This is a genomic window from Rathayibacter sp. AY1A4 (assembly GCF_002930955.1).
In the GTDB taxonomy this organism is placed as follows: Bacteria; Actinomycetota; Actinomycetes; order Actinomycetales; family Microbacteriaceae; genus Rathayibacter.
Genome location: NZ_PSTN01000003.1, coordinates 29,665 through 51,279 on the forward strand (window position 1 = coordinate 29,665; position 21,615 = coordinate 51,279).

Consider the following 21,615-nt stretch of genomic DNA (forward strand, 5'->3'; position numbering starts at 1 on the left):
CGGGCGGATACCGTGGACCCATGCGACTCGGCGTGCTCGACATCGGCTCCAACACGGTCCACCTGCTCCTCGTCGACGCGCACCCCGGCGCCCGCCCGGTGCCCTACCGCTCGCACAAGCGGAGCCTCGCTCTCGTGGCGCACCTCGACGAGGCGGGGGAGATCACCGAGCGGGGCCAGCGCGAGCTGATCGCGTTCGTGACCGAGGCCGCCGAGGTCGCCCGCGAGCACCGCGCGGAGGACCTGCTGGCGTTCGCGACCTCGGCGATCCGCGAGGCCGGCAACGGCGCGGCGGTCCTCGACCGGGTCCGCGCCGAGACGGGCGTGCACCTCCAGGAGCTCGGCGGCGAGGCGGAGGCGTCGGCCACCTTCCTCGCCGTGCGCCGCTGGTTCGGCTGGGGCGCGGGCTCGATCCTGGACCTCGACATCGGCGGCGGCTCGTTCGAGCTCTCGATGGGCGTGGACGAGGTGCCCGAGCTCGCCGTGTCGGTCCCGCTCGGAGCGGGGCGGGTGACGCGGGACCTGCTGGTCGGCGATCCCGCCTCGGCCACGAGCGTGAAGGCCGCCCGGCGTCACGCCCGCGAGGTGCTCGCGGAGCCCGTCCGCGGCTTCCTCGCCCTGGGGCGCCCCGACCTGGTCGCAGGCACGTCGAAGACCTTCCGGTCTCTGGCGCGGATCACCGGCGCCGCTCCGAGCGCCGCCGGTCCGCTGGTGCGCCGCGAGCTGCACCTGGTCGACCTCCGGCTGTGGTCCGCCCGCCTCGCCGCGATCAGCGCGGCCGACCGCTCAGCGCTGCCCGGCGTCTCCGCTCTGCGGGCTCCGCAGCTGCTCGCGGGCGCTCTCGTCGCGGAGGCGGCCATGGACGCCCTCGGCATCGAGACGCTGGTGATCTGCCCCTGGGCCACCCGCGAGGGGCTGATCATCCGCCGCTTCGAGCTGCTCGACGCGCAGATCCAGCGCGAGGACGTTCAGCTCAGCGCGATGCTGTAGGACAGCGACCGCCGGCCGCCCGGCTCGAGGACGATCTGGCGCGGCTTGTCGACGATGTCGCCGTCCCAGCCCTCGGGGGTCGGGACGCTCCGCCACGGCTCGAGGCAGACGAACGGGGCCCCGACGGGCTTCCACACGCCGACCACGTCGAAGTCCCCGGTGTCGACGACGATCGCGCGGGCGGCGCCGTCGGCCTCGAGCCGGAGGGTCCGCCGGCGCGGCTCGTCGAAGATCATCACGCCCTCCTCGAAGTGCGCGTCGTCCACTGTCAGGACCCCGTCCTCGAGCGGCGCCGGGTGGCGCGCCTCGAGCAGCAGGTTCTCCGGAGCGCGGCGGTACCCCTCCGGCTCGGGCTGCGCGAAGCGGATGCGGTGCTCGCCGCGGCCCTCGGGCAGCGGCAGCGCGAAGGCCGGGTGGTTCCCGAGCGAGAAGCCCAGCGGAGAGGGACCCCTGTTCTCGACGGTCTGGGTGATCCGGAGCGAGGCGCCGGTCACGGCGTAGGCGATGAGGAGCGTCCAGTCGAAGGGGAACACCGCGCGCGTGGCGTCGTCGCTCCGGAGCCGGAACACCGCCTCGTCCGCCGAGACGCCCGCGAGCTCGAAGACCCGGTCCCGCGCGAAGCCGTGCTGCCCCATCCGGTGGTCCGCGCCGTCGTGATGCAGCGTGTCGCCGGGGAGGCGCCCGATGATCGGGAACAGGACGGGAGCGTGCCGGCGCCACTCCGGGCCGGCCTGCCACAGGTACTCGCGGCCCTCGTCGTCGCGGAGGGACGTCATCTCGGCCCCGGCGGTCGTCAGGGCGAGGCGCAGGCTCTCGCTGCCGAGGGTGAGGACGGTGGGCGCGGGGGAGTCGCTGCTGGTCATCCTTTGATTCTGCCCGTCACGCGGTGCGGGCGGGGGTGTCGGCGGCGCGTGGCAGCATGGGGCGGTGCCTCCCGAGTCGATCCCTTCCTCCTGGCGCGCCCGCGTCGGCGAGCTCAGCGGACCCGCCGAGGCCGAGTCGCCGCCCGTCCTCACTCCGATCGGGCTGCAGTTCGAGCTGCGCCGGCTGGTGCGCCGGGCCGACGATCCCTGGCGGGCGCCGGCGAGCGAGCGCGTCACGGCGAAGACCTACGACGCCGCCGAGCGCCGCGACCACCGTCTGGCCACCCGCCCCGTCGTCCGCGGGCGCGGGGGCGCCTGGAACCGCACCACCCTCACCTGGAAGTCGCTGAACTTCCAGACCCACCGCCTCTCGCTCGACCCCGCTCACCAGCGCTGGTTCGCCGAGTTCGCGGCCCTGCACCGCGCCACGCGCACCGTCCACCTGGGGCAGGACCCCGACTGGATCCACCTCGACGACTACGAGAGCCCGCTGCTCTGGCGGCTGCTCGAGCAGGCGCAGGCCGCCGGGATCCCGCTGCTCGCCCCGGAGAAGGGCGCGGTCCGTCTCGCCGGTCCCGCGCATGTGGCGGTGACGGTCTCGGCCGAGGAGGGAGGCCTGCGGCTGCGGCCCGTCCTGCGGATCGACGGCGCGGAGCACGCGCCCGAGTCAGCGCGTCCGGTCGCCCGGCACGGCGTCTACGCGGTCGAGGGCGGCGATCCGTCCTCGCTCCTGCTCGCGCCCGCGTCCCTGCCCTTCGACGACGAGGAGCTGCGGCTCCTCGACCACCCCGAGGAGACGGAGGTCCCGGCGGAGGACGTGCCCGAGTTCGTCGGCGAGCACCTCCCCGCCCTCCGCGGCCGCGTCGCGGTGCGCGAGGAGGGCGTCGACCTCGTCCTGGACGATCCGGAACCCCCGCGCCTGGTCTGCACGGTCTCGTTCGAGCCGCGGCGCGCCGTCAGGGTGGGCTGGCACTGGCGCCGCTCGCCCGATCGCGCGGGCGAGCTCGACGGCACGGCCGACGCGGCTCTCGAGCGCGCGGTGCTCCGCCGGGTGCGCTCGGTGCTCGGCGAGGCCGGGTCCGCTCTCGTGCCGGAGCCGGGGACGAGCGCGGTCCTGCGCGGGGCCGAGGCGGCGGTGTTCGTGGTGGAGCAGCTCCCGCAGCTGGAGGGGATCGGCGGGGTCCGGCTCGAGCGCGAGGGCGCGGCCCCGGACTACCGCCTGCTGACCGGACCGCTCACGCTCACGATCACCGCGGTCGACACCGAGAGCGCCGACTGGTTCGACCTCGGCGTCGTCGTGACCATCGGCGACGCGACCGTGCCGTTCCTGCCCCTCTTCCGCGCTCTGGCCGCGGGCGGCGACCGCATCCGCCTGGTCGACCACTCCTACCTCTCGCTCGCGCACCCCGGCCTCGACCGGCTCCGGGAGCTGCTGACCCGGGCGGACGAGCTCGAGGAGTGGGAGACGGGACCGCGGCTCGGCCGGCACCAGGCCGGGCTGTGGAACGAGCTGGAGGAGCTCGCCGACGAGAGCGTCCCCTCCGACGCGTGGCGCGCCGTGCTCGACTCCGCGCTGGCCGCCGGGTCGCCGGAGGACGTGGAGCCACCGGAGGGCCTGACCGCCCGGCTGCGTCCGTACCAGCGGGCGGGCTACGCCTGGCTCGTGCACCGCCTCCGTCACGGGCTCGGCGGGATCCTGGCCGACGACATGGGTCTCGGCAAGACCCTGCAGGCGCTGGCCATGATGCTCGACGCGGTCGAGGAGGCGGGCCGCGCCGGGATCCGCCGTGCGCCGTTCCTCGTGGTCGCCCCCACCTCGGTCGTGCCGGGCTGGCGCTCGGAGGCCGAGCGCTTCGCGCCCGCCCTGCGCGTCCACGTCGTCGCGAGCTCGCGGGAGGGCGCGCTCGACGCGATCCCGGCCGACGCGGACGTGGTCCTCACCAGCTACGCGGTCCTGCGCCTCGGCGGCGAGCGCTGGGCGTCGAGGACGTGGTCGGCGCTGATCCTCGACGAGGCCCAGTTCGTCAAGAACCCCGCCTCACAGACGCACCGGGCCGCCCGCGGGGTCGGCGCGCCCGTCACGCTCGCGCTCACCGGCACACCGCTGGAGAACTCGCTCGACGAGCTCTGGGCGGTCCTCGCCCTGGTGGCGCCCGGGCTCCTGCCGCCGCTGCGCCGCTTCCGCGAGGAGTACACCCGGCCGATCCTGCACGCGGAGGCGCCCGTCGGCATCGCCTCGCCCGATCTGTCCGAGGGACGGACCGTCAGCCACACCGAGGGCGCGCGCCGCCGCCTCGAGAGACTGCGCCGACGACTGCGTCCGTTCCTGCTCCGCCGCACCAAGGAGGCGGTGGCGCCGGAGCTCCCCGAGAAGCAGGAGCAGACGATCGAGGTCGCGCTGACCCCCGCCCACCGGGTGCTCTACGACGGCTACCTCCAGCGCGAGCGGCGGAAGCTCCTGGGTCTGGTCGACGACCTCGACCGGCAGCGCTTCACGGTGTTCCGATCGCTCACCCTCCTGCGCCTGCTCGCGCTCGACGCGTCCCTGGTCGACCCGGCCTACCGGCACGTCCCGTCCGCGAAGCTCGACGTGCTCGTCGAGCAGCTCGACGACGTGATCGCGGAAGGCCGTCGGGTCCTCGTCTTCAGCACCTTCACCTCGTACCTGGAGCGGGCGGGGGAGCGGCTGCGCCGGCGCGGCATCCCCTTCGTGCAGCTCGACGGCTCCACGCGGGACCGCGCGGGAGTGATCGAGGAGTTCCGCTCGGGAGCCGCGCCCGTCTTCCTGATCAGCCTGAAGGCGGGCGGCACCGGGCTCACCCTCACCGAGGCCGACCACGTCTTCATCCTCGACCCGTGGTGGAACCCGGCGGCCGAGGCGCAGGCCGTCGACCGCGCGCACCGCATCGGCCAGGAGCGGCGGGTGAACGTGTACCGGCTGGTGGCGACGGACACGATCGAGGAGAAGATCATGCGCCTCCAGGAGCGCAAGGGCCGCCTCAGCACGGCGGTGCTCGACGAGGGCGAGCTCTTCGCCCGGGCGCTGTCGGCCGACGACGTCCGCGAACTGCTGGCCGAGGGACCACGGCCCCACGAAGGGTGACAGAACGGCCAGGCGCGGCCCAGGATACGAGCGCACACTGAGCGGATGAGACGCCGCCGCCCCCGCCCCCGCGCCGACTGGATCGTGGCCCTCGAGAAGGGCGACGACGCCGGGCTCTTCGGACCGGGCAGCGCGGTCTGGGCGGTCAACGGCGGCCTGCCCACGATGATCGCCGGAGTGCGGGCTCTGCTCATGCAGACCCTCCACGCCGGAGCGATGGCCGGTGTGCACGACCACTCCCGCTACCGCGAGGACCCGATGGGCCGCCTCGACAACACGGTCCGCTGGGTCCTGACCACCAGCTTCGGCGACACCGCCGCGGCGAGCGGAGCGGCGCGCTGGGTGACCGGCGTGCACGAGCGGATCGTCGGCTCCTACGAGGACGCCGGCGGGCGTGAGCGCTCCTACTCGGCGCAGGACCCCCGCCTGCTGCTCTGGGTGCACGACGCCTTCACCGACGCGTTCCTCGGCGCCCACGAGATCTGGGGCGGACGGATCCCCGGCGGCCCCGACGCCTACGTGCGCGAGTGGGCCGCCTCCGGCCGGCTGCTCGGAGTGGAGGATCCGCCCGAGAGCGTCTCGGAGCTCCGCGCGCAGCTCGCCGGATTCGCGGGCGAGCTCAAGCCCGACGCACGCGTGCACGAGGCGGTCGGCTTCCTCCGCGACATCCGGCTGCCGGGCGAGGCGGGCGTGGTCTACCCGCTGCTGTTCGCCGGCGCGGTCGCCTCGCTCAGCCCCGAGGTGCGGAGGCTCCTGGGCCTCCGGCGCCCGTGGTGGCCCGCGATCACGGCGAACCGCCTGCTGTTCGTGTTCCTGGGCCGGTATCTCGGCCGGGTCTCGCCGAGCGAGCAGGCCGCGATCGACCGCATCGCCGGCCTCGACCAGGTTCGCACCGGCGCCTGACGCTCTTCCCGTACACCTGTCCGGGAAGTGGTAGACTGACGTCGATGACTCCCGCCCGCCTCGCCTCCGTGCCCGCGGCGGAGTCCCCCTCGGCGCTCGGCTCCGCCGATCCGCGAGCCCGGCGCACCCGCCGCCGCGTGTTCGACGCGGTCGAGCGGCTCGTCATGCAGAGCGACGGCGAGAGGGCCGAGGGCATCGCGGTGAGCGACATCGTGCGCGAGGCCGGGATCAGCCGCAGCTCGTTCTACGCCCACTTCGACGACGCGGCGGGAGTAGCCTCCGCGCTGCTCCGCCAGGACCTCGTGGTCGCCGACGTCGCCGAGGGCGATCCCGCCGACCGCTCCGGAGCCGACGCCCTGCAGCGCGGCTACTCGCGGCTCGTCGAGCGGCTGGTCGACCGCCACGCGTTCCATGCCCGGCTCCGCGCGCGGGCCTCCGCCCGGGTCGCCTCCGACGACGCCGTGCTCGACACGGCGCTCGCCCTGCACCGCGAGGTGCTCGCCCGGGTCGACGTCCCCGCAGCGGTCGACCCCGAGCTCACCGCGGTCTTCGCGGCCGGCGGCGTCCTCTCCGTGGTCGGCGCCTGGCTCGCCGGCTCCCTCGACGGCACCGACGAGGAGCTGGTCGAGCACCTCGTCGCGCTGCTCCCGGCCTGGCTCGCCGCGGCGCCGCTGCGCCCCCTGGACTCCTCACTCCCACCACGCCCCACGACGAAAGGCACGACATGATGACATTCGAGGTCGGCGAGACCCTGGTCTACCCGCACCACGGAGCGGTGACGATCACCGGGCTCGAGAAGCGCTCGGTCAAGGGCGTCGAGAAGACGTTCATGACGATGAACGTGCACACCAGCGAGCTCACCATCACCCTCCCCGTCGAGAACGCCGAGCTCGTCGGCGTCCGCGAGATCATCGACGACGCCGGAGTCCAGGCGGTCTACGACGTCCTGCGCAGCGACGTCGCGGAGGAGGCCAGCAACTGGTCCCGCCGCTTCAAGGCCAACCAGGAGAAGATGGCCAGCGGCAGCGTGTATCGCGTCAGCGAGGTCGTCCGCGACCTGTGGCGCCGCGAGCAGGCGGGCGGCGTCTCGGCCGGCGAGAAGCGGATGCTCCTGAAGGCGCGTCAGATCCTCGTGTCGGAGCTCTCGCTCGCCCTGAAGGGCACCGACGAGGAGGCCTCGGCCAAGCTCGACGAGGTCCTCGCCTCGGCGATCTGAGCCCGCGTCGCGGCGGGTCGGCTCACTCGGGCCGGCACGCCGCGATGATCCTCGCGGCGACCTCGTCCTGCGAGGCGGAGCCGTCGATCCGCACCAGGAGCTCGCGCTCGTCGTAGACCTCCGCCAGAGGAGCCGTCTCGCGCTCGTAGACCTCGATCCGGTTCCGCACCACCTCGGGGTCGTCGTCGGCGCGGTCCTGCTCCTGCGCCCGCACGTGCAGCCGTTCGAGGACCACGTCCGCGTCGGCCGTCAGCAGCACGACGCACGAGAGCGGCGTGCCCCGCTCCTCGAGGAGCTCCGCCAGCGCGTCCACCTGGGCGAGCGTGCGCGGGTAGCCGTCGAGGATGAACCCGTCCCGGGCGTCCTCCTCGGCGATGCGCTCGGCGACCAGGGCGTTCGTCAGCTCGTCCGGCACGTACTCGCCGGCCTCCACGAGCGCCCGCAGGCGCCGTCCGAGGTCGGTGCCGTCGGCGACGTGCGCGCGGAACAGATCGCCGGTGGAGATCGCCGGCACCCCCAGCTCGCGCGACAGCACGGCCGCCTGGGTGCCCTTGCCCACGCCGGGCGGGCCCATCATGATGACGCGCATCGCTCGTCCTCCTCGGTGTCGTCAGGCGATGCTAGCGGTGCGGAGCGGGGTGGCCGGTGCACACCGGGCCCGTAGGCTGGCGGGACGAGCCGAGGAGGAGCGATGCCCGCAGCACCCGGGGCCGAGCAGGCCGCCGCCGATCTGGCCGCGCTCCTGCGCGAGGTCTCCGCCGAGCTCGACGCCCGCGGCATCGCCGACCAGGCCGTCGCCGAGCTGCGGACGCCGCGCGCGATCCTCGGCTTCCGCCGCAAGCCGGTGATGGCGCCGGTGACCCGCGCGTGGCGCCTCGGCGTGGTGCTCCTCGGACGCGAGGGCGAGCTCCTCGCGACGGGCTCGGTCACTCGTGCCGTCGCTCCGCTTCACGCCAACAACCAGTCCGAGTCGCAGGAGGCGCGCCGCGAGATCCGGCGCGCCGCCTTCGACGGTCAGTTCCAGGAGGGCGAGATCGTCAACTACGGCTGGCGGCGCCTCGCACTGGACGCCGCAGCGCTCGAGTCGGGCCAGGAGCCGCTGGCCCTGCGCGGCTCCGAGGTGCTCGTGCGCTGGGCGCCCGGTCTGGGAGAGCAGGGACTGATGCCGCTGCGCCGGTACCTGGCCGACCGCCTCGACCTCCTCGAGGCCGACTAGCGCCGGGTCACTCCTCCTCGGCCACCGGGTGGAACCACGGCGGGTAGACGGCGACGCGGGGAGAGGCGTCGATGCCCTCGAAGAGAGCCTTGACGCGGTTGCGGGCGGCGACCGACGCCACGCCGACCGTCGCGACGCCCTCGAGCGGGAAGCGCTCGGGCACGAGCGCCTCGGCGCTGCGCAGGGCCGGCTCGTCGACCAGGAGGCGCGCGAAGGTGCGCACGAGCGCGTCGCCCTCGGTGAAGCGCGTGAGGACGTGGGAGGCGTCGCCGTCGCTCAGGACCGGGGCGGAGGCGAGCGAGCCCACCAGGACGACGTACTGCGAAGCGGTGGTCTCGTGGGCGCTCGGCGACCAGTGCGGAGCGACCCGCTCGCCGCGCAGGTCGGCCCAGAGGGCGGCGTCGGGGGAGAGGAAGAAGGGCACGAAGCCGGCGACGCTGACGCCGTCCTTCACCTGCACGGCACGGCGGTGCTCGCGGGTGGTCTCGGCGCTGACGTCGATCGCGGGGCGCTCCTGGAGCTGCTGGTCCGCCAGGATCGCGCCGGCGGCGACGATCGCCTCGAGGTTGTCGAGGTGGGTGACGTGGTAGATCCGCTGCGCGGCGATGTCGACCTTCGGCAGGGGCTTCTCGCGCGCCGTGCCGCGGGCGGCGGCACGGGCCGTGGCCGCACGGGAGGTCCCGGGCACGCGCGCGGGGGCGCGGGTGGCACGGCCGACCTGCTCGGGGAGCTTCTTCGGGGTGCAGACGTCGCAGAGCGCGATGTCGAGGCCGTGGATGCATTCGGTGGGCACTCTGGATTCCTTCTGCGCGCGGGCTCGGGGTTCCGCCGCAGGGACGACGTTACGCGACCGGGGCCCCCGCGCGTCCCGGCGGCGGGGATCTGCGGAGCCGCGGCGTCCGCCCGGGCATCCTCTGGGAGGCGCCGGAGCCCCGCTCCCCGCCGCGTAGCGTGAGCGGGATGAAGCGCGTGCCGCCCGCCGAGGGCCAGGAATCCGTCTGGGACTACCCGCGACCCCCGAGGGTCGAGACCACCACCGAGCACGTGGTCGTGCGGCTGGGCGGCGTCGGCGTCGCCGAGTCCCGTGACGCTCTCCGCGTCCTCGAGACGAGCCACCCTCCCGTCTACTACCTCCCCGTGTCCTCGTTCGCGCCCGGGGTGCTCGAGCCCGCGCCCGGCCGCAGCATCTGCGAGTTCAAGGGCGCGGCCTCCTACCTCACCGTGCGCGGGGGAGGAGGAGCGGTCGCGGAGGCGGCGGGCTGGACGTACCCCGAGCCGATGGCCGGCTTCGAGGCCCTCGTCGACACGGTCGCCCTCTACCCCGGCCGGATGGACTCCTGCACGGTCGACGGCGAGACGGTCCAGCCGCAGCCGGGCGACTTCTACGGCGGCTGGATCACCTCGCGTGTGGTCGGTCCGTTCAAGGGCTCGCCGGGCACGATGTTCTGGTGAATCAGACAGGGGAGGGCGGACCGAGCGGGTCCTGGACGAGGACCGCTCGTGCGGCGTCGATCCCCGAGGCCTCCAGCGTCCATTCCGGCCGCACCAAAGTCTCCGGCGTGACGCGGAACCGCAGCTCCTCGACCGGCGCACCGTCCGGACCGACGATCCGGTGCGTCCCGTTCGGCCGGTAGCCGAGGGCCTCCGACACCCGGATCGAGCGGGTGTTCCAGGAGAGGGCGGCGCTCTCGGCGACCTCGGCTCCGAGGTGGTCGAAGGCGAGGAGGAGCACGGCGGCGCGCATCTCCTGCCCGAGGCCGCGGCCCTGCGCCGAGCGGGTGAGCCACGAGCCCGAGGTCAGGGTGCGGGTGGTGGCGAAGGACTCGGCGACCACGTCCTGGCAGCCGACGACCCGGCCGTCCTCGACCACGGCGAACGCGACGCGCCACGACTCCCGCGTCGTCTGCGCGCGCTGCGACCAGTGGAAGCGGGCGAGCTCGCCGGGCAGGCGCTCCGGCGGCGCCTCGGCCCAGGGGGAGGGGAACGGCGAGCGGCCGCTCTCGTGCACGCCCGCGAGGGCCGCGTCGGCGAGAGGGCCGAGGTCGGCGTCGCGGACCGGATGCAGCTCGAGCCGCGGCGTGCGCAGCTCCAGCGAGAACAGGGGCCAGGGGTCGGTGCTCATCCGACGACGCTAGCGAGCGGAGGCGCGCACCGCGCGACCAGGCGGGTACCGGTGGTGGGACTCGAACCCACAAGCCCTCTCGGACAGAGCATTTTGAGTGCCCCGCGTCTGCCATTCCGCCACACCGGCTCATCACCAGCCCGTCGAGAATACCGTAGGCTCATCGGCGTGACTGACCAGGAACCCTCGTCGACCGCACCCCGTCGGGTCGTCGTCGCCGAAGACGAATCCCTCATCCGCCTCGACATCGTGGAGATCCTCCGCGACAACGGCTTCGAGGTCGTCGGCGAGGCCGGCGACGGCGAGACCGCTGTGGCCCTCGCCACCGAGCTGCGCCCCGATCTCGTCATCATGGACGTCAAGATGCCCCAGCTCGACGGCATCTCGGCGGCCGAGCGCCTCTCGAAGGCGCACATCGCGCCCGTCGTCCTGCTCACCGCCTTCAGCCAGAAGGAGCTCGTCGAGCGCGCCAGCGAGGCCGGAGCGCTCGCCTACGTCGTGAAGCCCTTCACGCCCAACGACCTGCTGCCCGCGATCGAGATCGCCCTCTCGCGGTACGCCCAGATCCTCACCCTCGAGGCCGAGGTCGCCGACATGGTCGAGCGCTTCGAGACCCGCAAGCTCGTCGACCGCGCCAAGGGCCTGCTCAACGAGAAGATGGGGCTCACCGAGCCCGAGGCGTTCCGCTGGATCCAGAAGGCCTCCATGGACCGCCGGCTCACCATGCACGACGTCGCGCAGGCGATCATCGAGCAGCTGAGCACGAAGAAGGCCTAGCGCGAGGCCGGGCCCGAGGGCCCACGGCCTCAGGGCCAGAGGCGGGTGCGCTCCCACGGGGAGCCGCCCGCCTCCGTCGTTCCCGGGCGGTACTCGAGACGGGTGTGATCCTGCTCCGGCGCGGTCGAGCCCTGCCAGAACTCGATGCGCTCGGGCACGACGCGGTAGACGGCCCACTCCCGGTCGAGCGTCGCGGGCGAGCAGCCCACGGCGACGCTGGTCTGGAGCGTGACGAGGCCGAAGTCCTGCGCGCTGCGCATCGGCTCGCTCTGGCGTCCGACGAGCAGGGCGGTGCGAGCGGCCTCGGAGCGGCGGCGGAAGTCGTCGGCCGACTCCTGCGCGGAGGCGCGCTCGACCCGGCCCTCGACCCGGACCTGACGGCCCTGGACCGGCCAGAAGAAGGTCAGCGCGGCGTGCGGGTTCTCCTCCATGGCGCGTCCCTTGGGGCTGGTGGCATGGGTGGAGAACGCCCAGCCCGCCTCGTCGATCTCGCGCAGCACGAGCACGCGCGCCGAGACGGTGCCGTCGTCGGAGGCGGTGGAGAGCGTGGCGCCGTGGGGGAGGAGCTGGCCCGCGTCCTTCGCCTCCTCGAGCCACTGCGCGAACAGCTCGAGAGGATCGGCCGGAGCCGCCTCCGCATCGAACGAGGGCAGCTCGGAGGGCATGGACGGGAGGCTCTTGAGGAGATGGCGAAGGCTCATCCGCTCAGTGTCGCCCTTCGGGCACCACCGGGCACAGTCGCGCGCCGTCGCTTGACAGTGCCGCTCGCCGCGGTGCCGGGTCCCCGAGCGGCGCGGCCGACCGGTCGATCCCCCGTCGCTCGCAGGCACGGGCGGTCCCGACGGCGGTCGCGGTCCTGGGCGTGGTCGTCGCCCTCCGCTCCCGCGAGGGGGACCCGTCCGCTCCCGTCAGCGGGCGTCGCGGATGATGTTGGTGATCCGCACGGTGGAGAGGCGGCGCCCCTCCTGGTCGCGCACGACGATCTCGTGGGTGGTGAGGGTGGACCCCAGGTGGATCGCGTCGCAGGTGGCGATCACGAAGCCCGAGTGGACCGAGCGGCTGTGGCTCGCGTTCAGCTCGATGCCCATCGCCAGGCGGTCCGCGCCGGCGTGCACGTTCGCCGCGATCGAGCCCATCGACTCGGCGAGCACGACGTGTGCGCCGCCGTGCAGGATGCCGACCGGCTGCCGGTTGCCCTCGACGGGCATCGAGGCCACCGAGTGCTGCGGGGTGAGCTCGTGCCAGAGGATCCCCATCCGCTCGGCGAGCTCGCCCATGCCGCGGCCGATCCCGGCGACCAGGTCGAGCGCGGGCGGGCGGATCCAGGCGGTCGTGGTGGGGGTCGGCTCGGTCACGTCGCTCCTCGCGCTGGAGCCTCGGAGCGGCCCTGACCGGCGGGCGCGAGCGGGCCGATCCGGTGTCGGAGGCGCTGTGTAGTCTGGCCCTGTGTCAGATCCGGAACAGCCTACCCTCCTGCTCGTCGACGGCCATTCCCTGGCGTTCCGGGCGTTCTACGCGCTCCCGGTCGACAGCTTCCAGACCCGCGAGGGCCAGCACACGAACGCCATCCACGGCTTCCTCTCGATGCTGATCCTGCTGCTGAAGAACGAGAAGCCGACCCACCTCGGCGTCGCGTTCGATATCTCCCGCTACTCGTTCCGCACGCGCGAGTACCCGGAGTACAAGGGCACCCGCGGCGAGACGCCGCCCGAGTTCAAGGGCCAGGTCCCCCTCCTCGAGGAGGCGCTGTACGCCATGAACATCCGGACCGTCTCGAAGGAGGACTTCGAGGCCGACGACATCCTCGCGACGCTCGCGCGCCAGGGGGCCGAGGCCGGCTTCCGCGTGCTGGTCGTCTCGGGCGATCGCGACACCATCCAGCTGGTGACCCCGGACGTCACCCTGCTCTATCCCTCCACCCAGGGCGTCTCGCAGCTCACCCGCTACGACCGCGACAAGGTGTTCGAGAAGTACGGCGTCGAGCCGCACCAGTACCCCGAGATCGCCGCGCTCGTCGGCGAGACCAGCGACAATTTGCCCGGCGTCGACAAGGTCGGCCCCAAGACGGCCGCGAAGTGGGTCAACCAGTACGGCACGGTCGCCGACATCATCGCCCACGCCGACGAGATCAAGGGCGTGGTCGGCGAGAAGCTGCGCGAGCAGAAGGAGAACGCGCTCCGCAACCGCCGCCTCAACCGGCTGGTGACGGACGTCGAGCTCCCCCTCGGGCCGCACGATCTGACGCGCCGTCCGATCGATCCCGACGCGGTCCGCGAGATCTTCAGCCGCCTCGAGTTCAAGACCCTGCAGGAGCGGGTCCTCACGATCGCCGCGGAGGAGGGCGTCGACGGCGCCGCCGCGGCCCTGGCGGGCGACGTGGTCACGACCTCCGCGCCCGCCGTCCGCACCCTGGTCGACGAGGAGCTCGCGCACTGGCTCGACCGCGTGTCGGCGAAGGGCACCGCGCCCGTCGCCGTGCAGGTCCTGCTCGGAGCCGGCGGGCTCGAGGGTGTGGGTCTCGCGGTCGAGAAGGAGACGGCGTTCGTCCCGTGGGCCGCCGAGCGGCCCGACTACACCGCGCTCGAGCAGTGGCTGGCCGGGCCCGCCCCCAAGTACTTCGCCGACGCGAAGCCCCAGATCAAGGCGCTGCGGAGGGCCGGACTCCCCGTCGCGGGGCTCGCGTTCGACACCCGCGTCGCCTCCTGGCTGGTGCAGCCCACCGGGCACCCGGCCACGCTCGCGGCGCAGGTCGCGCAGCACCTCGACGAGACCATGGCGCAGGGCGACCCGAACCAGCTGGTCCCCACCGTCGAGCCGATGGGGCCCGCCACCGAGGCCTGGTACGCGTACCGGCTCGTCGCTCCGCTGCGCGAGCGGCTGGGCGAGGGGATGCTCTCGGTACTCGTCGACATCGAGCTGCCGATCGTCCAGGTCCTCGCGACGATGGAGCTCACCGGCGTCGCGATCGACGCCGACGTGCTGGCGCGCCTCCGCGCCGAGCTGACCGTCTCGGCCGCCGACCTCGCGAGCCGCGCGTTCGCCGAGATCGGCCACGAGATGAACCTCGGCTCGCCCAAGCAGCTGCAGCAGGTCCTCTTCGAGGAGCTCGACATGCCGCGCACCCGGGCCACGAAGACGGGCTACACCACCGACGCCTCCGCCCTCGCCGACCTGCAGGAGTCCCACCCGCACCCGTTCCTCGGGCTGCTCCTCGAGCACCGCGACGCGACCAAGCTCAAGCAGATCATCGAGACGCTCGAGAAGTCGGTCACCGCCGACGGCCGGATCCACACCAGCTACGACCAGACCGGCACGGCCACCGGCCGGATCTCCTCCAACGACCCGAACCTGCAGAACATCCCCGTCCGCAGCGAGGTGGGCCGCCGCATCCGCACCGCCTTCGTCCACGGAGCGAACGCGAGCACCCTCCTCACTGCCGACTACTCGCAGATCGAGATGCGGATCATGGCGCACCTGTCCGGCGACGCCGGGCTGATCGAGGCCTTCCACTCCGGCGAGGACCTGCACCGCTTCGTCGGATCGCGGATCTTCGGCGTCGATCCGGGCGACGTCACCTCGGCCATGCGCAACAAGGTCAAGGCGATGTCGTACGGCCTCGCCTACGGCCTGAGCGCCTTCGGCCTGTCGAAGCAGCTGCGCATCTCGAGCGCCGAGGCCAAGCAGCTGATGACCGACTACTTCGTCCGCTTCGGCGCGGTGCGCGACTACCTCCGCAGCGTCGTCGAGCAGGCCCGCGAGACCGGCTACACCGAGACGATCTTCGGACGCCGGCGTCCGTTCCCCGACCTGCAGAGCGCGAACCGCGTCCTCCGCGACAACGCCGAGCGGGCGGCGCTCAACTCGCCGATCCAGGGCTCGGCCGCCGACATCATGAAGCGCGCGATGATCGGCGTGCAGGCCGACCTCGACGAGCAGGGGCTCGGCTCGCGGATGCTCCTCCAGGTGCACGACGAGCTGATCTTCGACGTCGCCCCCGGCGAGGAGGAGCCGCTCGAGGCGATCGTCCGCGGCCGGATGGCGGGAGCCGCCGACCTGAGCGTCCCGCTCGAGGTGCAGGTGGGCCACGGGTCCGACTGGGACGTCGCCGCGCACTGAGCCGGCCGCAGCGCCTGGCTAGGCTCGGAGGCATGAGCACCGACACCCCCCGCGAGCCCACCGCCGTCGACGCCGTCGCCGAGCGCTGGGTCGACACGCTCGTCGACCTCGACCCCACCCTCGGCACCGCGATCGGACGCAGCGGCGCGAACGGCCGCCTGGGCGACTACTCGCCGGCCGGTCTCGAGCGCGCCCGGGCGGCGACCGCCTCGGCCCTCGCCGAGCTCGAGGCCGCCGACCCCGTGGACGACGTCGACCGCGTCACGGTCGCCGACCTCGGCGCCGAGCTCCGGCTCTCCCTGGAAGGGCACGACGCCGGTCTGCCGCTGCGGGACCTCAACGTGATCGCGTCCCCGGCGCAGGAGCTGCGCGACGTCTTCGACCTGATGCCGACGGACGAGGTCGCCGACTGGGAGGCGGTCGCCGAGCGGCTGCTGGCCGTGCCGGCCGCCCTCGAGGGCTACGCGGAGACCCTGCGCGAGGGGATGCGCACCGGCGTGGTCCCGGCCCGCCGCCAGGTCGAGCTCGTCGCCGAGCAGGCGCGGAAGATCGCCGCTCCCCGGGGGTTCTTCGCCGAGCTGGCCGCGGAGGCCGCTCCCGCCGCCGGATCCCTGCCCGCGTCGCTCGCTCAGCGACTGGAGGACGGCGCCCGCCGTGCCTCGGCCGCCTACGGGTCGCTCGCGCAGTTCCTCCGGGGCGAGCTCGCCCCCGCCGCGACCGAGCAGGACGCCGTCGGCCGGGAGCTGTACGCGCTGCACTCCCGCCGCTTCCTCGGCGCTGTCGTCGACCTCGACGAGACCTACGAGTGGGGGATCGAGGACCTGGCCCGCATGACGTCCGAGCAGGAGGCGATCGCGCGCGAGATCCTGCCCGGCGCCTCCGTCGCCGAGGCGATCGCCCACCTCGAGGCGGACCCGGCCCGCACTCTGCACGGCGTCGACGCTCTGCAGGCCTGGATGCAGGAGACCAGCGACCGCTCCGTCCGCGAGCTCGCCGGCACCGCCTTCGACATCCCGGAGGAGGTGCGCCGCCTCGAGTGCAGGATCGCGCCGACCCAGGAGGGCGGCATCTACTACACCGGTCCGAGCGACGACTTCTCGCGCCCGGGGCGGATGTGGTGGTCGGTCCCGGCCGGAGTCACCGAGTTCGCCACCTGGCGGGAGCTGACCACGGTCTACCACGAGGGCGTCCCGGGCCATCACCTGCAGATCGGCCAGGCCGTCCACAACCGCGCCCGCCTCAACACCTGGCGCCGTCAGCTCGCCGGGACCTCCGGCCACGCCGAGGGCTGGGCGCTCTACGCGGAGCGGCTGATGGAGCGCTTCGGCTACCTCGACGACCCGGCCGACCGCCTGGGCATGCTCGACGGCCAGCGGATGCGCGCGGCGCGCGTCGTGCTGGACATCGGCGTGCACCTCCAGAAGCCGATGCCGGGCTCCGGCACCGTCTGGACCGCCGAGTCGGCCCTCGAGTTCATGCGGGCCAACGTGAACATGGACGACGCGTTCGTGCGCTTCGAGGTGAACCGGTACCTCGGCTGGCCGGGGCAGGCTCCGTCCTACAAGATCGGGCAGCGGATCTGGGAGCAGCTGCGCGACGAGGCGGAGGCGCGCGAGGGCGCCGCGTTCTCGCTCGCGGCCTTCCACCGGAGGGCGCTCGACCTCGGCGGCGTCGGTCTCGACACCCTCCGCTCCTCCCTCGCCGGCTGACTCCGGAACCCGCGCCTGGACGGGCGCGGCGAGATTGCCGTGCGCCTCCCGGGGCGTCTAAGCTGGGGTGTCACATCTGTGGCGCCGCCGTGCCCGCGGCGCGCGAGGAAGGCCGGTCCTCCGGCCGGCCGAGCGCGGCTCCCGGGCCGGAGGCACATCCCTCACCACCGCAGTGGTCACCACTCCGCCGAGCCGCGAGGCCCGCAGGCGGCCGCCGCCCGAGACCCATCCATCCTGGAGCATCCCTTAATGACAACCGCAACGACCGACAAGGCAACCAAGCAGGTCGCGATCAACGACATCGGGTCTGCTGAAGACTTTCTTGCCGCGGTCGAAAAGACTCTGAAGTTCTTCAACGACGGAGACCTCATCGAAGGCACCGTCGTGAAGATCGACCGCGACGAGGTCCTCCTCGACGTCGGCTACAAGACCGAGGGCGTCATCCCCTCGCGCGAGCTCTCCATCAAGCACGACGTCGACCCCTCCGAGGTCGTCAACGTGGGCGACAGCGTCGAGGCCCTCGTCCTCCAGAAGGAGGACAAGGAGGGTCGCCTGATCCTGTCCAAGAAGCGTGCGCAGTACGAGCGCGCGTGGGGCGACGTCGAGAAGATCAAGGAGTCGGACGGCGTCGTCACCGGCTCGGTCATCGAGGTCGTCAAGGGCGGTCTCATCGTCGACATCGGCCTCCGCGGCTTCCTCCCGGCCTCGCTCATCGAGCTGCGCCGCGTCCGCGACCTCACGCCGTACCTCGGCCAGGAGATCGAGGCGAAGATCCTCGAGCTCGACAAGAACCGCAACAACGTGGTCCTGTCGCGTCGCGCGCTCCTCGAGCAGACCCAGTCCGAGAGCCGCACCACGTTCCTGAACAACCTGCACAAGGGTCAGGTCCGCAAGGGCGTCGTGTCGTCGATCGTCAACTTCGGTGCGTTCGTCGACCTCGGCGGCGTCGACGGTCTCGTCCACGTCTCCGAGCTCTCCTGGAAGCACATCGAGCACGCCTCCGAGGTCGTCGAGGTGGGCCAGGAGGTCACCGTCGAGATCCTCGAGGTCGACCTCGACCGCGAGCGCGTTTCGCTCTCGCTCAAGGCGACCCAGGAGGACCCGTGGCAGGTCTTCGCCCGCACCCACGCGATCGGACAGGTCGCGCCGGGCAAGGTCACGAAGCTGGTCCCGTTCGGTGCCTTCGTCCGCGTCGCGGACGGCATCGAGGGCCTCGTCCACATCTCCGAGCTGTCGGGCAAGCACGTCGAGCTCGCCGAGCAGGTCGTGTCGGTCGGCGAAGAGGTGTTCGTCAAGGTCATCGACATCGACCTCGACCGTCGCCGCATCTCCCTCTCGCTCAAGCAGGCGAACGAGAACGTCGACCCCGAGGGCACCGAGTTCGACCCGGCGCTCTACGGCATGGCCACGGAGTACGACGACCAGGGGAACTACAAGTACCCCGAGGGCTTCGACCCCGAGACCAACGAGTGGCGCGAGGGCTTCGAGTCGCAGCGCGAGGCCTGGGAGCAGGAGTACGCCGCTGCTCAGGCGCGCTGGGAGGCCCACAAGGCCCAGGTGGCCAAGTCGCAGGAGGAGGCGGCCACCGTCTCCGAGGGCGTCTCGGTCGGCGCCGGCTTCACCAGCGAGTCGACCACCGGCGGCACCCTCGCCGACGACGAGTCGCTCGCCGCGCTCCGCGAGAAGCTGTCCTCGAACAACTGATCGCGAGCACATCGCATCGAACGGCCGGTCCCCTCGGGGGCCGGCCGTTCGGCGTTCCGGGCGACGGCGCTGGGTAGGGTGGCCGGGTGCATCTCGTCGCCCTCACCGGAGGCATCGCCTCGGGCAAGTCCACCGTCGCCCGCCGTCTCGCCGAGCACGGAGCGGTGGTGGTCGACGCCGACGTCCTCGCGCGCGAGGTCGTCGAGCCGGGGGAGCCGGCGCTGGCGGCGATCGCCGAGCGCTTCGGCCCGTCCGTGATCCGCGCGGACGGCGCGCTGGACCGCCCGGCGCTCGGCGCGATCGTCTTCTCGGACGCGGCGGCCCGCGCCGACCTCAATGCGATCACCCATCCGGCGGTGACGCTCCGCTCGCAGCGGCTGTTCGCGGAGGCCGCCGAGGCGGACCCGGACGCGGTGGTCGTCTACGACGTCCCCCTCCTGGCCGAGGGCCGAGGAGCGGGGGAGTTCGACGAGGTGGTCGTCGTGCACGCGCCGCAGCACCTCCGCATCGAGCGTCTCGTCGCCCGCCGGGGACTGACCGAGGAGGAGGCGCGTGCGCGGGTCTCTTCGCAGGCGAGCGACGAGGAGCGCCTCGCCCTCGCCGACGTCGTGATCGACTCCTCCGGCACGCTGGAGGAGACGCTCGCTCGGACCGACGCGCTGTGGGAGCGGCTCGCCCGCTGACGGTCCTTCCCCGACACCCGCCCTCGTGACCGAGCGGCCCGGCCGGAGAGCGCACCCCCGTTCGCCGCCAGCGCACGCGCCGTCCGGTGTCGGTGGTCGCGGCTACGCTTCGAACCATGGAGCCAACCCGTGCCGTGCACCCGTTCGAGGTCATCAGCGAGTACAAGCCGAGCGGTGACCAGCCCGGCGCGATCGCCGATCTGAGCGCCCGCATCAACGCCGGCGAGACCGATGTCGTCCTGCTGGGCGCCACCGGGACCGGCAAGTCCGCGACCACGGCCTGGCTCGTCGAGGCCGTGCAGCGCCCCACGCTCGTGCTCGCGCACAACAAGACCCTCGCCGCGCAGCTCGCCAACGAGTTCCGCGAGCTGTTCCCCAACAACGCCGTCGAGTACTTCGTCTCGTACTACGACTACTACCAGCCCGAGGCCTACGTCCCGCAGACCGACACCTTCATCGAGAAGGACAGCTCGGTCAACGCCGAGGTCGAGCGGCTGCGCCACTCCACCACGAACTCGCTCCTGAGCCGCCGCGACGTGATCGTGGTGTCGACCGTCTCGTGCATCTACGGCCTCGGCCAGCCCGAGCAGTACCTCGAGGCGATGGTGGCGCTCCAGGTCGGCCAGCGGGTCGACCGGGACCGCCTCATCCGCAAGTTCGTGTCGATGCAGTACGCGCGCAACGACGTCGACTTCGCCCGCGGCACCTTCCGGGTGCGGGGCGACACGATCGAGATCATCCCGATGTACGAGGAGCTCGCGATCCGGATCGAGATGTTCGGCGACGAGATCGAGGCGCTCTACACGCTCCACCCGCTCACCGGCGACATCGTCCGGAAGCTCGACTCCGTGTCGGTCTTCCCCGGCTCGCACTACGTCGCCAGCCAGGACGTCATGCACCGTGCGATCGACACCATCCAGCAGGAGCTCGAGGTGCGCCTGGCCGACCTCGAGAAGCAGAACAAGCTCCTCGAGGCGCAGCGCCTGCGGATGCGCACGACCTTCGATCTCGAGATGATGCAGCAGATCGGATTCTGCTCCGGCATCGAGAACTACTCCCGCCACATCGACGGCCGCGAGTCGGGCGAGGCCCCGCACTGCCTGCTCGACTACTTCCCGGACGACTTCCTCGTCGTGATCGACGAGTCGCACGTGACGGTGCCGCAGATCGGTGCGATGTACGAGGGCGACGCGTCCCGCAAGCGCACGCTGGTCGAGCACGGCTTCCGCCTGCCCTCGGCGATGGACAACCGGCCCCTGAAGTGGGAGGAGTTCAAGTCGCGCGTCGGTCAGACCGTCTACCTCTCGGCGACCCCGGGCCGCTACGAGATGGGCATCGCCGACGGCATCGTCGAGCAGATCATCCGCCCGACCGGCCTGATCGACCCCGAGATCGTCGTCAAGCCGACGAAGGGCCAGATCGACGACCTGCTCGAGGAGATCAAGCGCCGCACCGAGCGCGACGAGCGCGTGCTCGTCACGACGCTGACGAAGCGCATGGCCGAGGAGCTCACCGACTTCCTCACGGAGGCCGGCGTCCGCGTCCGTTACCTGCACTCCGATGTCGACACCCTGCGCCGCGTCGAGCTCCTCTCGGAGCTGCGGGCGGGCGTGTACGACGTCCTGGTCGGCATCAACCTGCTGCGCGAGGGGCTCGACCTGCCGGAGGTCTCGCTCGTGGCGATCCTCGACGCCGACAAGGAGGGCTTCCTCCGCTCGTCCACGTCGCTGATCCAGACGATCGGCCGTGCGGCGCGCAACGTCTCGGGCGAGGTCCACATGTACGCCGACAAGGTGACGGACTCGATGCGGCTCGCGATCGACGAGACCGACCGCCGACGCGAGAAGCAGGTCGCCTACAACCTCGACCACGGCATCGACCCGACGCCGCTGCGGAAGAAGATCGCCGACATCACCGACGCCCTCGCCCGCGAGGGGGCCGACACCGCCAAGCTGCTCGCCGGGCGCGACGCCAAGAAGAAGAGCCCGACGCCGAACCTGCGCCGTCAGGGTCTCGCCGCGAACGGCGGCAACGACCTCGAGGCGATCATCTCCGACCTCAACGGGCAGATGCTCCAGGCGGCGGGCGAGCTCAAGTTCGAGCTCGCGGCCCGGCTGCGGGACGAGGTCCAGGAGCTCAAGCGCGAGCTCCGCCAGATGGAGAAGGCCGGGCACCTGTCCTGATCGGAGGCGCTGATCCGCAAGGGGAGGGGCC

Annotated in this window: 19 protein-coding genes and 1 tRNA gene; 13 read left to right on the forward strand and 7 right to left on the reverse strand. The window is 72.7% G+C overall.

Annotated elements, in window-relative coordinates; translation table 11 throughout:
• Positions 1–20 precede the first annotated feature (20 nt).
• Positions 21–989: an exopolyphosphatase gene (locus C5B92_RS02845; RefSeq protein ID WP_104232654.1), complete on the forward strand. Its 969-nt coding sequence runs from the start codon at positions 21–23 to the stop codon at positions 987–989.
• Here C5B92_RS02845 and C5B92_RS02850 read toward each other — a convergent pair.
• Complete coding sequence (locus C5B92_RS02850) at positions 968–1,852, reverse strand: aldose 1-epimerase family protein (protein ID WP_104221873.1); 885 nt, start codon at positions 1,850–1,852, stop codon at positions 968–970. The two genes, C5B92_RS02845 and C5B92_RS02850, sit on opposite strands and share 22 nt — an antisense overlap.
• 64 nt (positions 1,853–1,916) lie before the next feature.
• Here C5B92_RS02850 and C5B92_RS02855 point away from each other — a divergent pair, with 64 nt between their 5' ends.
• Genes C5B92_RS02855 through C5B92_RS02870 form a run of 4 tightly spaced genes read left to right on the forward strand, consistent with a single transcriptional unit; the run spans position 1,917 to position 7,074 of the window.
• On the forward strand, positions 1,917–4,955 hold the full coding sequence (locus C5B92_RS02855; protein WP_258061241.1) for a DEAD/DEAH box helicase: 3,039 nt from the start codon (positions 1,917–1,919) through the stop codon (positions 4,953–4,955).
• Between the two features lie 45 nt (positions 4,956–5,000).
• Complete coding sequence (locus tag C5B92_RS02860) at positions 5,001–5,858, forward strand: oxygenase MpaB family protein (protein ID WP_104255373.1); 858 nt, start codon at positions 5,001–5,003, stop codon at positions 5,856–5,858.
• 44 nt (positions 5,859–5,902) lie between these two features.
• Positions 5,903–6,586, forward strand: a complete 684-nt coding sequence (locus C5B92_RS02865; RefSeq protein WP_104221877.1) for a TetR/AcrR family transcriptional regulator — start codon at positions 5,903–5,905, stop codon at positions 6,584–6,586.
• Complete coding sequence (locus tag C5B92_RS02870; RefSeq protein ID WP_068257183.1) at positions 6,586–7,074, forward strand: CarD family transcriptional regulator; 489 nt, start codon at positions 6,586–6,588, stop codon at positions 7,072–7,074. The genes C5B92_RS02865 and C5B92_RS02870 overlap by 1 nt, the downstream gene beginning before the upstream one ends.
• 22 nt (positions 7,075–7,096) lie before the next feature.
• Here the strand turns inward: C5B92_RS02870 and C5B92_RS02875 are convergent, their stop codons facing one another.
• Entirely contained in the window at positions 7,097–7,663 is a 567-nt protein-coding gene (locus tag C5B92_RS02875; RefSeq protein WP_104221879.1) for an adenylate kinase, read from the reverse strand.
• Positions 7,664–7,765: 102 nt separating this feature from the next.
• On the opposite strand from C5B92_RS02875, the gene C5B92_RS02880 reads away from it, so the two are divergent.
• Entirely contained in the window at positions 7,766–8,290 is a 525-nt protein-coding gene (locus C5B92_RS02880; RefSeq protein WP_104255372.1) for a hypothetical protein, read from the forward strand.
• Between the two features lie 7 nt (positions 8,291–8,297).
• On the opposite strand, the gene C5B92_RS02885 is transcribed toward C5B92_RS02880, so the two are convergent.
• Positions 8,298–9,083 carry a DarT ssDNA thymidine ADP-ribosyltransferase family protein gene (locus C5B92_RS02885; protein ID WP_104221883.1) on the reverse strand — a complete coding sequence of 262 codons (786 nt, stop codon included), beginning with the start codon at positions 9,081–9,083 and terminating at the stop codon, positions 8,298–8,300.
• A gap of 167 nt (positions 9,084–9,250) precedes the next feature.
• Between C5B92_RS02885 and C5B92_RS02890 the strand changes: the two genes are divergently transcribed.
• The gene (locus C5B92_RS02890) at positions 9,251–9,742 is read left to right on the forward strand and encodes a DUF427 domain-containing protein (protein WP_104350046.1); all 492 of its coding nucleotides are present in this window, start codon (positions 9,251–9,253) and stop codon (positions 9,740–9,742) included.
• A 1-nt stretch (position 9,743) separates the two neighbouring features.
• Here the strand turns inward: C5B92_RS02890 and C5B92_RS02895 are convergent, their stop codons facing one another.
• Together C5B92_RS02895 and C5B92_RS02900 are read right to left on the reverse strand one after the other, a co-directional pair.
• A complete protein-coding gene (locus C5B92_RS02895; protein ID WP_104255370.1) occupies positions 9,744–10,412 on the reverse strand; it encodes a GNAT family N-acetyltransferase in 669 nt (222 codons plus the stop codon).
• Positions 10,413–10,458: 46 nt separating this feature from the next.
• Positions 10,459–10,541 (reverse strand) — tRNA-Leu (locus C5B92_RS02900).
• 39 nt (positions 10,542–10,580) lie between these two features.
• On the opposite strand from C5B92_RS02900, the gene C5B92_RS02905 reads away from it, so the two are divergent.
• The gene (locus C5B92_RS02905; protein ID WP_104221889.1) at positions 10,581–11,189 is read left to right on the forward strand and encodes an ANTAR domain-containing response regulator; all 609 of its coding nucleotides are present in this window, start codon (positions 10,581–10,583) and stop codon (positions 11,187–11,189) included.
• A 29-nt stretch (positions 11,190–11,218) separates the two neighbouring features.
• On the opposite strand, the gene C5B92_RS02910 is transcribed toward C5B92_RS02905, so the two are convergent.
• Positions 11,219–11,890, reverse strand: coding sequence for a pyridoxal 5'-phosphate synthase (locus C5B92_RS02910; protein WP_104232645.1), 672 nt, complete (start codon positions 11,888–11,890; stop codon positions 11,219–11,221).
• A gap of 207 nt (positions 11,891–12,097) precedes the next feature.
• Complete coding sequence (locus tag C5B92_RS02915) at positions 12,098–12,544, reverse strand: PaaI family thioesterase (RefSeq protein ID WP_374952910.1); 447 nt, start codon at positions 12,542–12,544, stop codon at positions 12,098–12,100.
• Between the two features lie 91 nt (positions 12,545–12,635).
• Here C5B92_RS02915 and polA point away from each other — a divergent pair, with 91 nt between their 5' ends.
• The 5 genes from polA (at position 12,636) to uvrB (ending at position 21,584) form a co-directional block, all read left to right on the forward strand.
• Positions 12,636–15,305, forward strand: coding sequence for a DNA polymerase I (gene polA, locus C5B92_RS02920; RefSeq protein ID WP_104350047.1), 2,670 nt, complete (start codon positions 12,636–12,638; stop codon positions 15,303–15,305).
• 32 nt (positions 15,306–15,337) lie between these two features.
• Entirely contained in the window at positions 15,338–17,014 is a 1,677-nt protein-coding gene (locus tag C5B92_RS02925; RefSeq protein ID WP_104255368.1) for a DUF885 domain-containing protein, read from the forward strand.
• Between the two features lie 249 nt (positions 17,015–17,263).
• Positions 17,264–18,718 (forward strand): 30S ribosomal protein S1, encoded by a 1,455-nt coding sequence (gene rpsA / locus C5B92_RS02930; protein ID WP_104221897.1) that lies wholly within the window; start codon positions 17,264–17,266, stop codon positions 18,716–18,718.
• A gap of 86 nt (positions 18,719–18,804) precedes the next feature.
• The gene (coaE, locus tag C5B92_RS02935) at positions 18,805–19,401 is read left to right on the forward strand and encodes a dephospho-CoA kinase (RefSeq protein ID WP_104255367.1); all 597 of its coding nucleotides are present in this window, start codon (positions 18,805–18,807) and stop codon (positions 19,399–19,401) included.
• A gap of 116 nt (positions 19,402–19,517) precedes the next feature.
• Positions 19,518–21,584, forward strand: a complete 2,067-nt coding sequence (gene uvrB / locus C5B92_RS02940) for an excinuclease ABC subunit UvrB (protein WP_104221901.1) — start codon at positions 19,518–19,520, stop codon at positions 21,582–21,584.
• The last annotated feature ends 31 nt before the right edge of the window (positions 21,585–21,615 follow it).

Excerpts from the sequence above, each read along its gene's own strand:
- C5B92_RS02845 (WP_104232654.1), top strand. The coding sequence starts at position 21 with ATGCGACTCGGCGTGCTCGACATCGGCTCCAACACGGTCCACCTGCTC.
- C5B92_RS02850 (WP_104221873.1), bottom strand. The coding sequence starts at position 1,852 with ATGACCAGCAGCGACTCCCCCGCGCCCACCGTCCTCACCCTCGGCAGC.
- C5B92_RS02860 (WP_104255373.1), top strand. The coding sequence starts at position 5,001 with ATGAGACGCCGCCGCCCCCGCCCCCGCGCCGACTGGATCGTGGCCCTC.
- C5B92_RS02865 (WP_104221877.1), top strand. The coding sequence starts at position 5,903 with ATGACTCCCGCCCGCCTCGCCTCCGTGCCCGCGGCGGAGTCCCCCTCG.
- C5B92_RS02870 (WP_068257183.1), top strand. The coding sequence starts at position 6,586 with ATGACATTCGAGGTCGGCGAGACCCTGGTCTACCCGCACCACGGAGCG.
- C5B92_RS02875 (WP_104221879.1), bottom strand. The coding sequence starts at position 7,663 with ATGCGCGTCATCATGATGGGCCCGCCCGGCGTGGGCAAGGGCACCCAG.
- C5B92_RS02880 (WP_104255372.1), top strand. The coding sequence starts at position 7,766 with ATGCCCGCAGCACCCGGGGCCGAGCAGGCCGCCGCCGATCTGGCCGCG.
- C5B92_RS02890 (WP_104350046.1), top strand. The coding sequence starts at position 9,251 with ATGAAGCGCGTGCCGCCCGCCGAGGGCCAGGAATCCGTCTGGGACTAC.
- C5B92_RS02895 (WP_104255370.1), bottom strand. The coding sequence starts at position 10,412 with ATGAGCACCGACCCCTGGCCCCTGTTCTCGCTGGAGCTGCGCACGCCG.
- C5B92_RS02910 (WP_104232645.1), bottom strand. The coding sequence starts at position 11,890 with ATGAGCCTTCGCCATCTCCTCAAGAGCCTCCCGTCCATGCCCTCCGAG.
- C5B92_RS02925 (WP_104255368.1), top strand. The coding sequence starts at position 15,338 with ATGAGCACCGACACCCCCCGCGAGCCCACCGCCGTCGACGCCGTCGCC.
- rpsA (WP_104221897.1), top strand. The coding sequence starts at position 17,264 with ATGACAACCGCAACGACCGACAAGGCAACCAAGCAGGTCGCGATCAAC.
- uvrB (WP_104221901.1), top strand. The coding sequence starts at position 19,518 with ATGGAGCCAACCCGTGCCGTGCACCCGTTCGAGGTCATCAGCGAGTAC.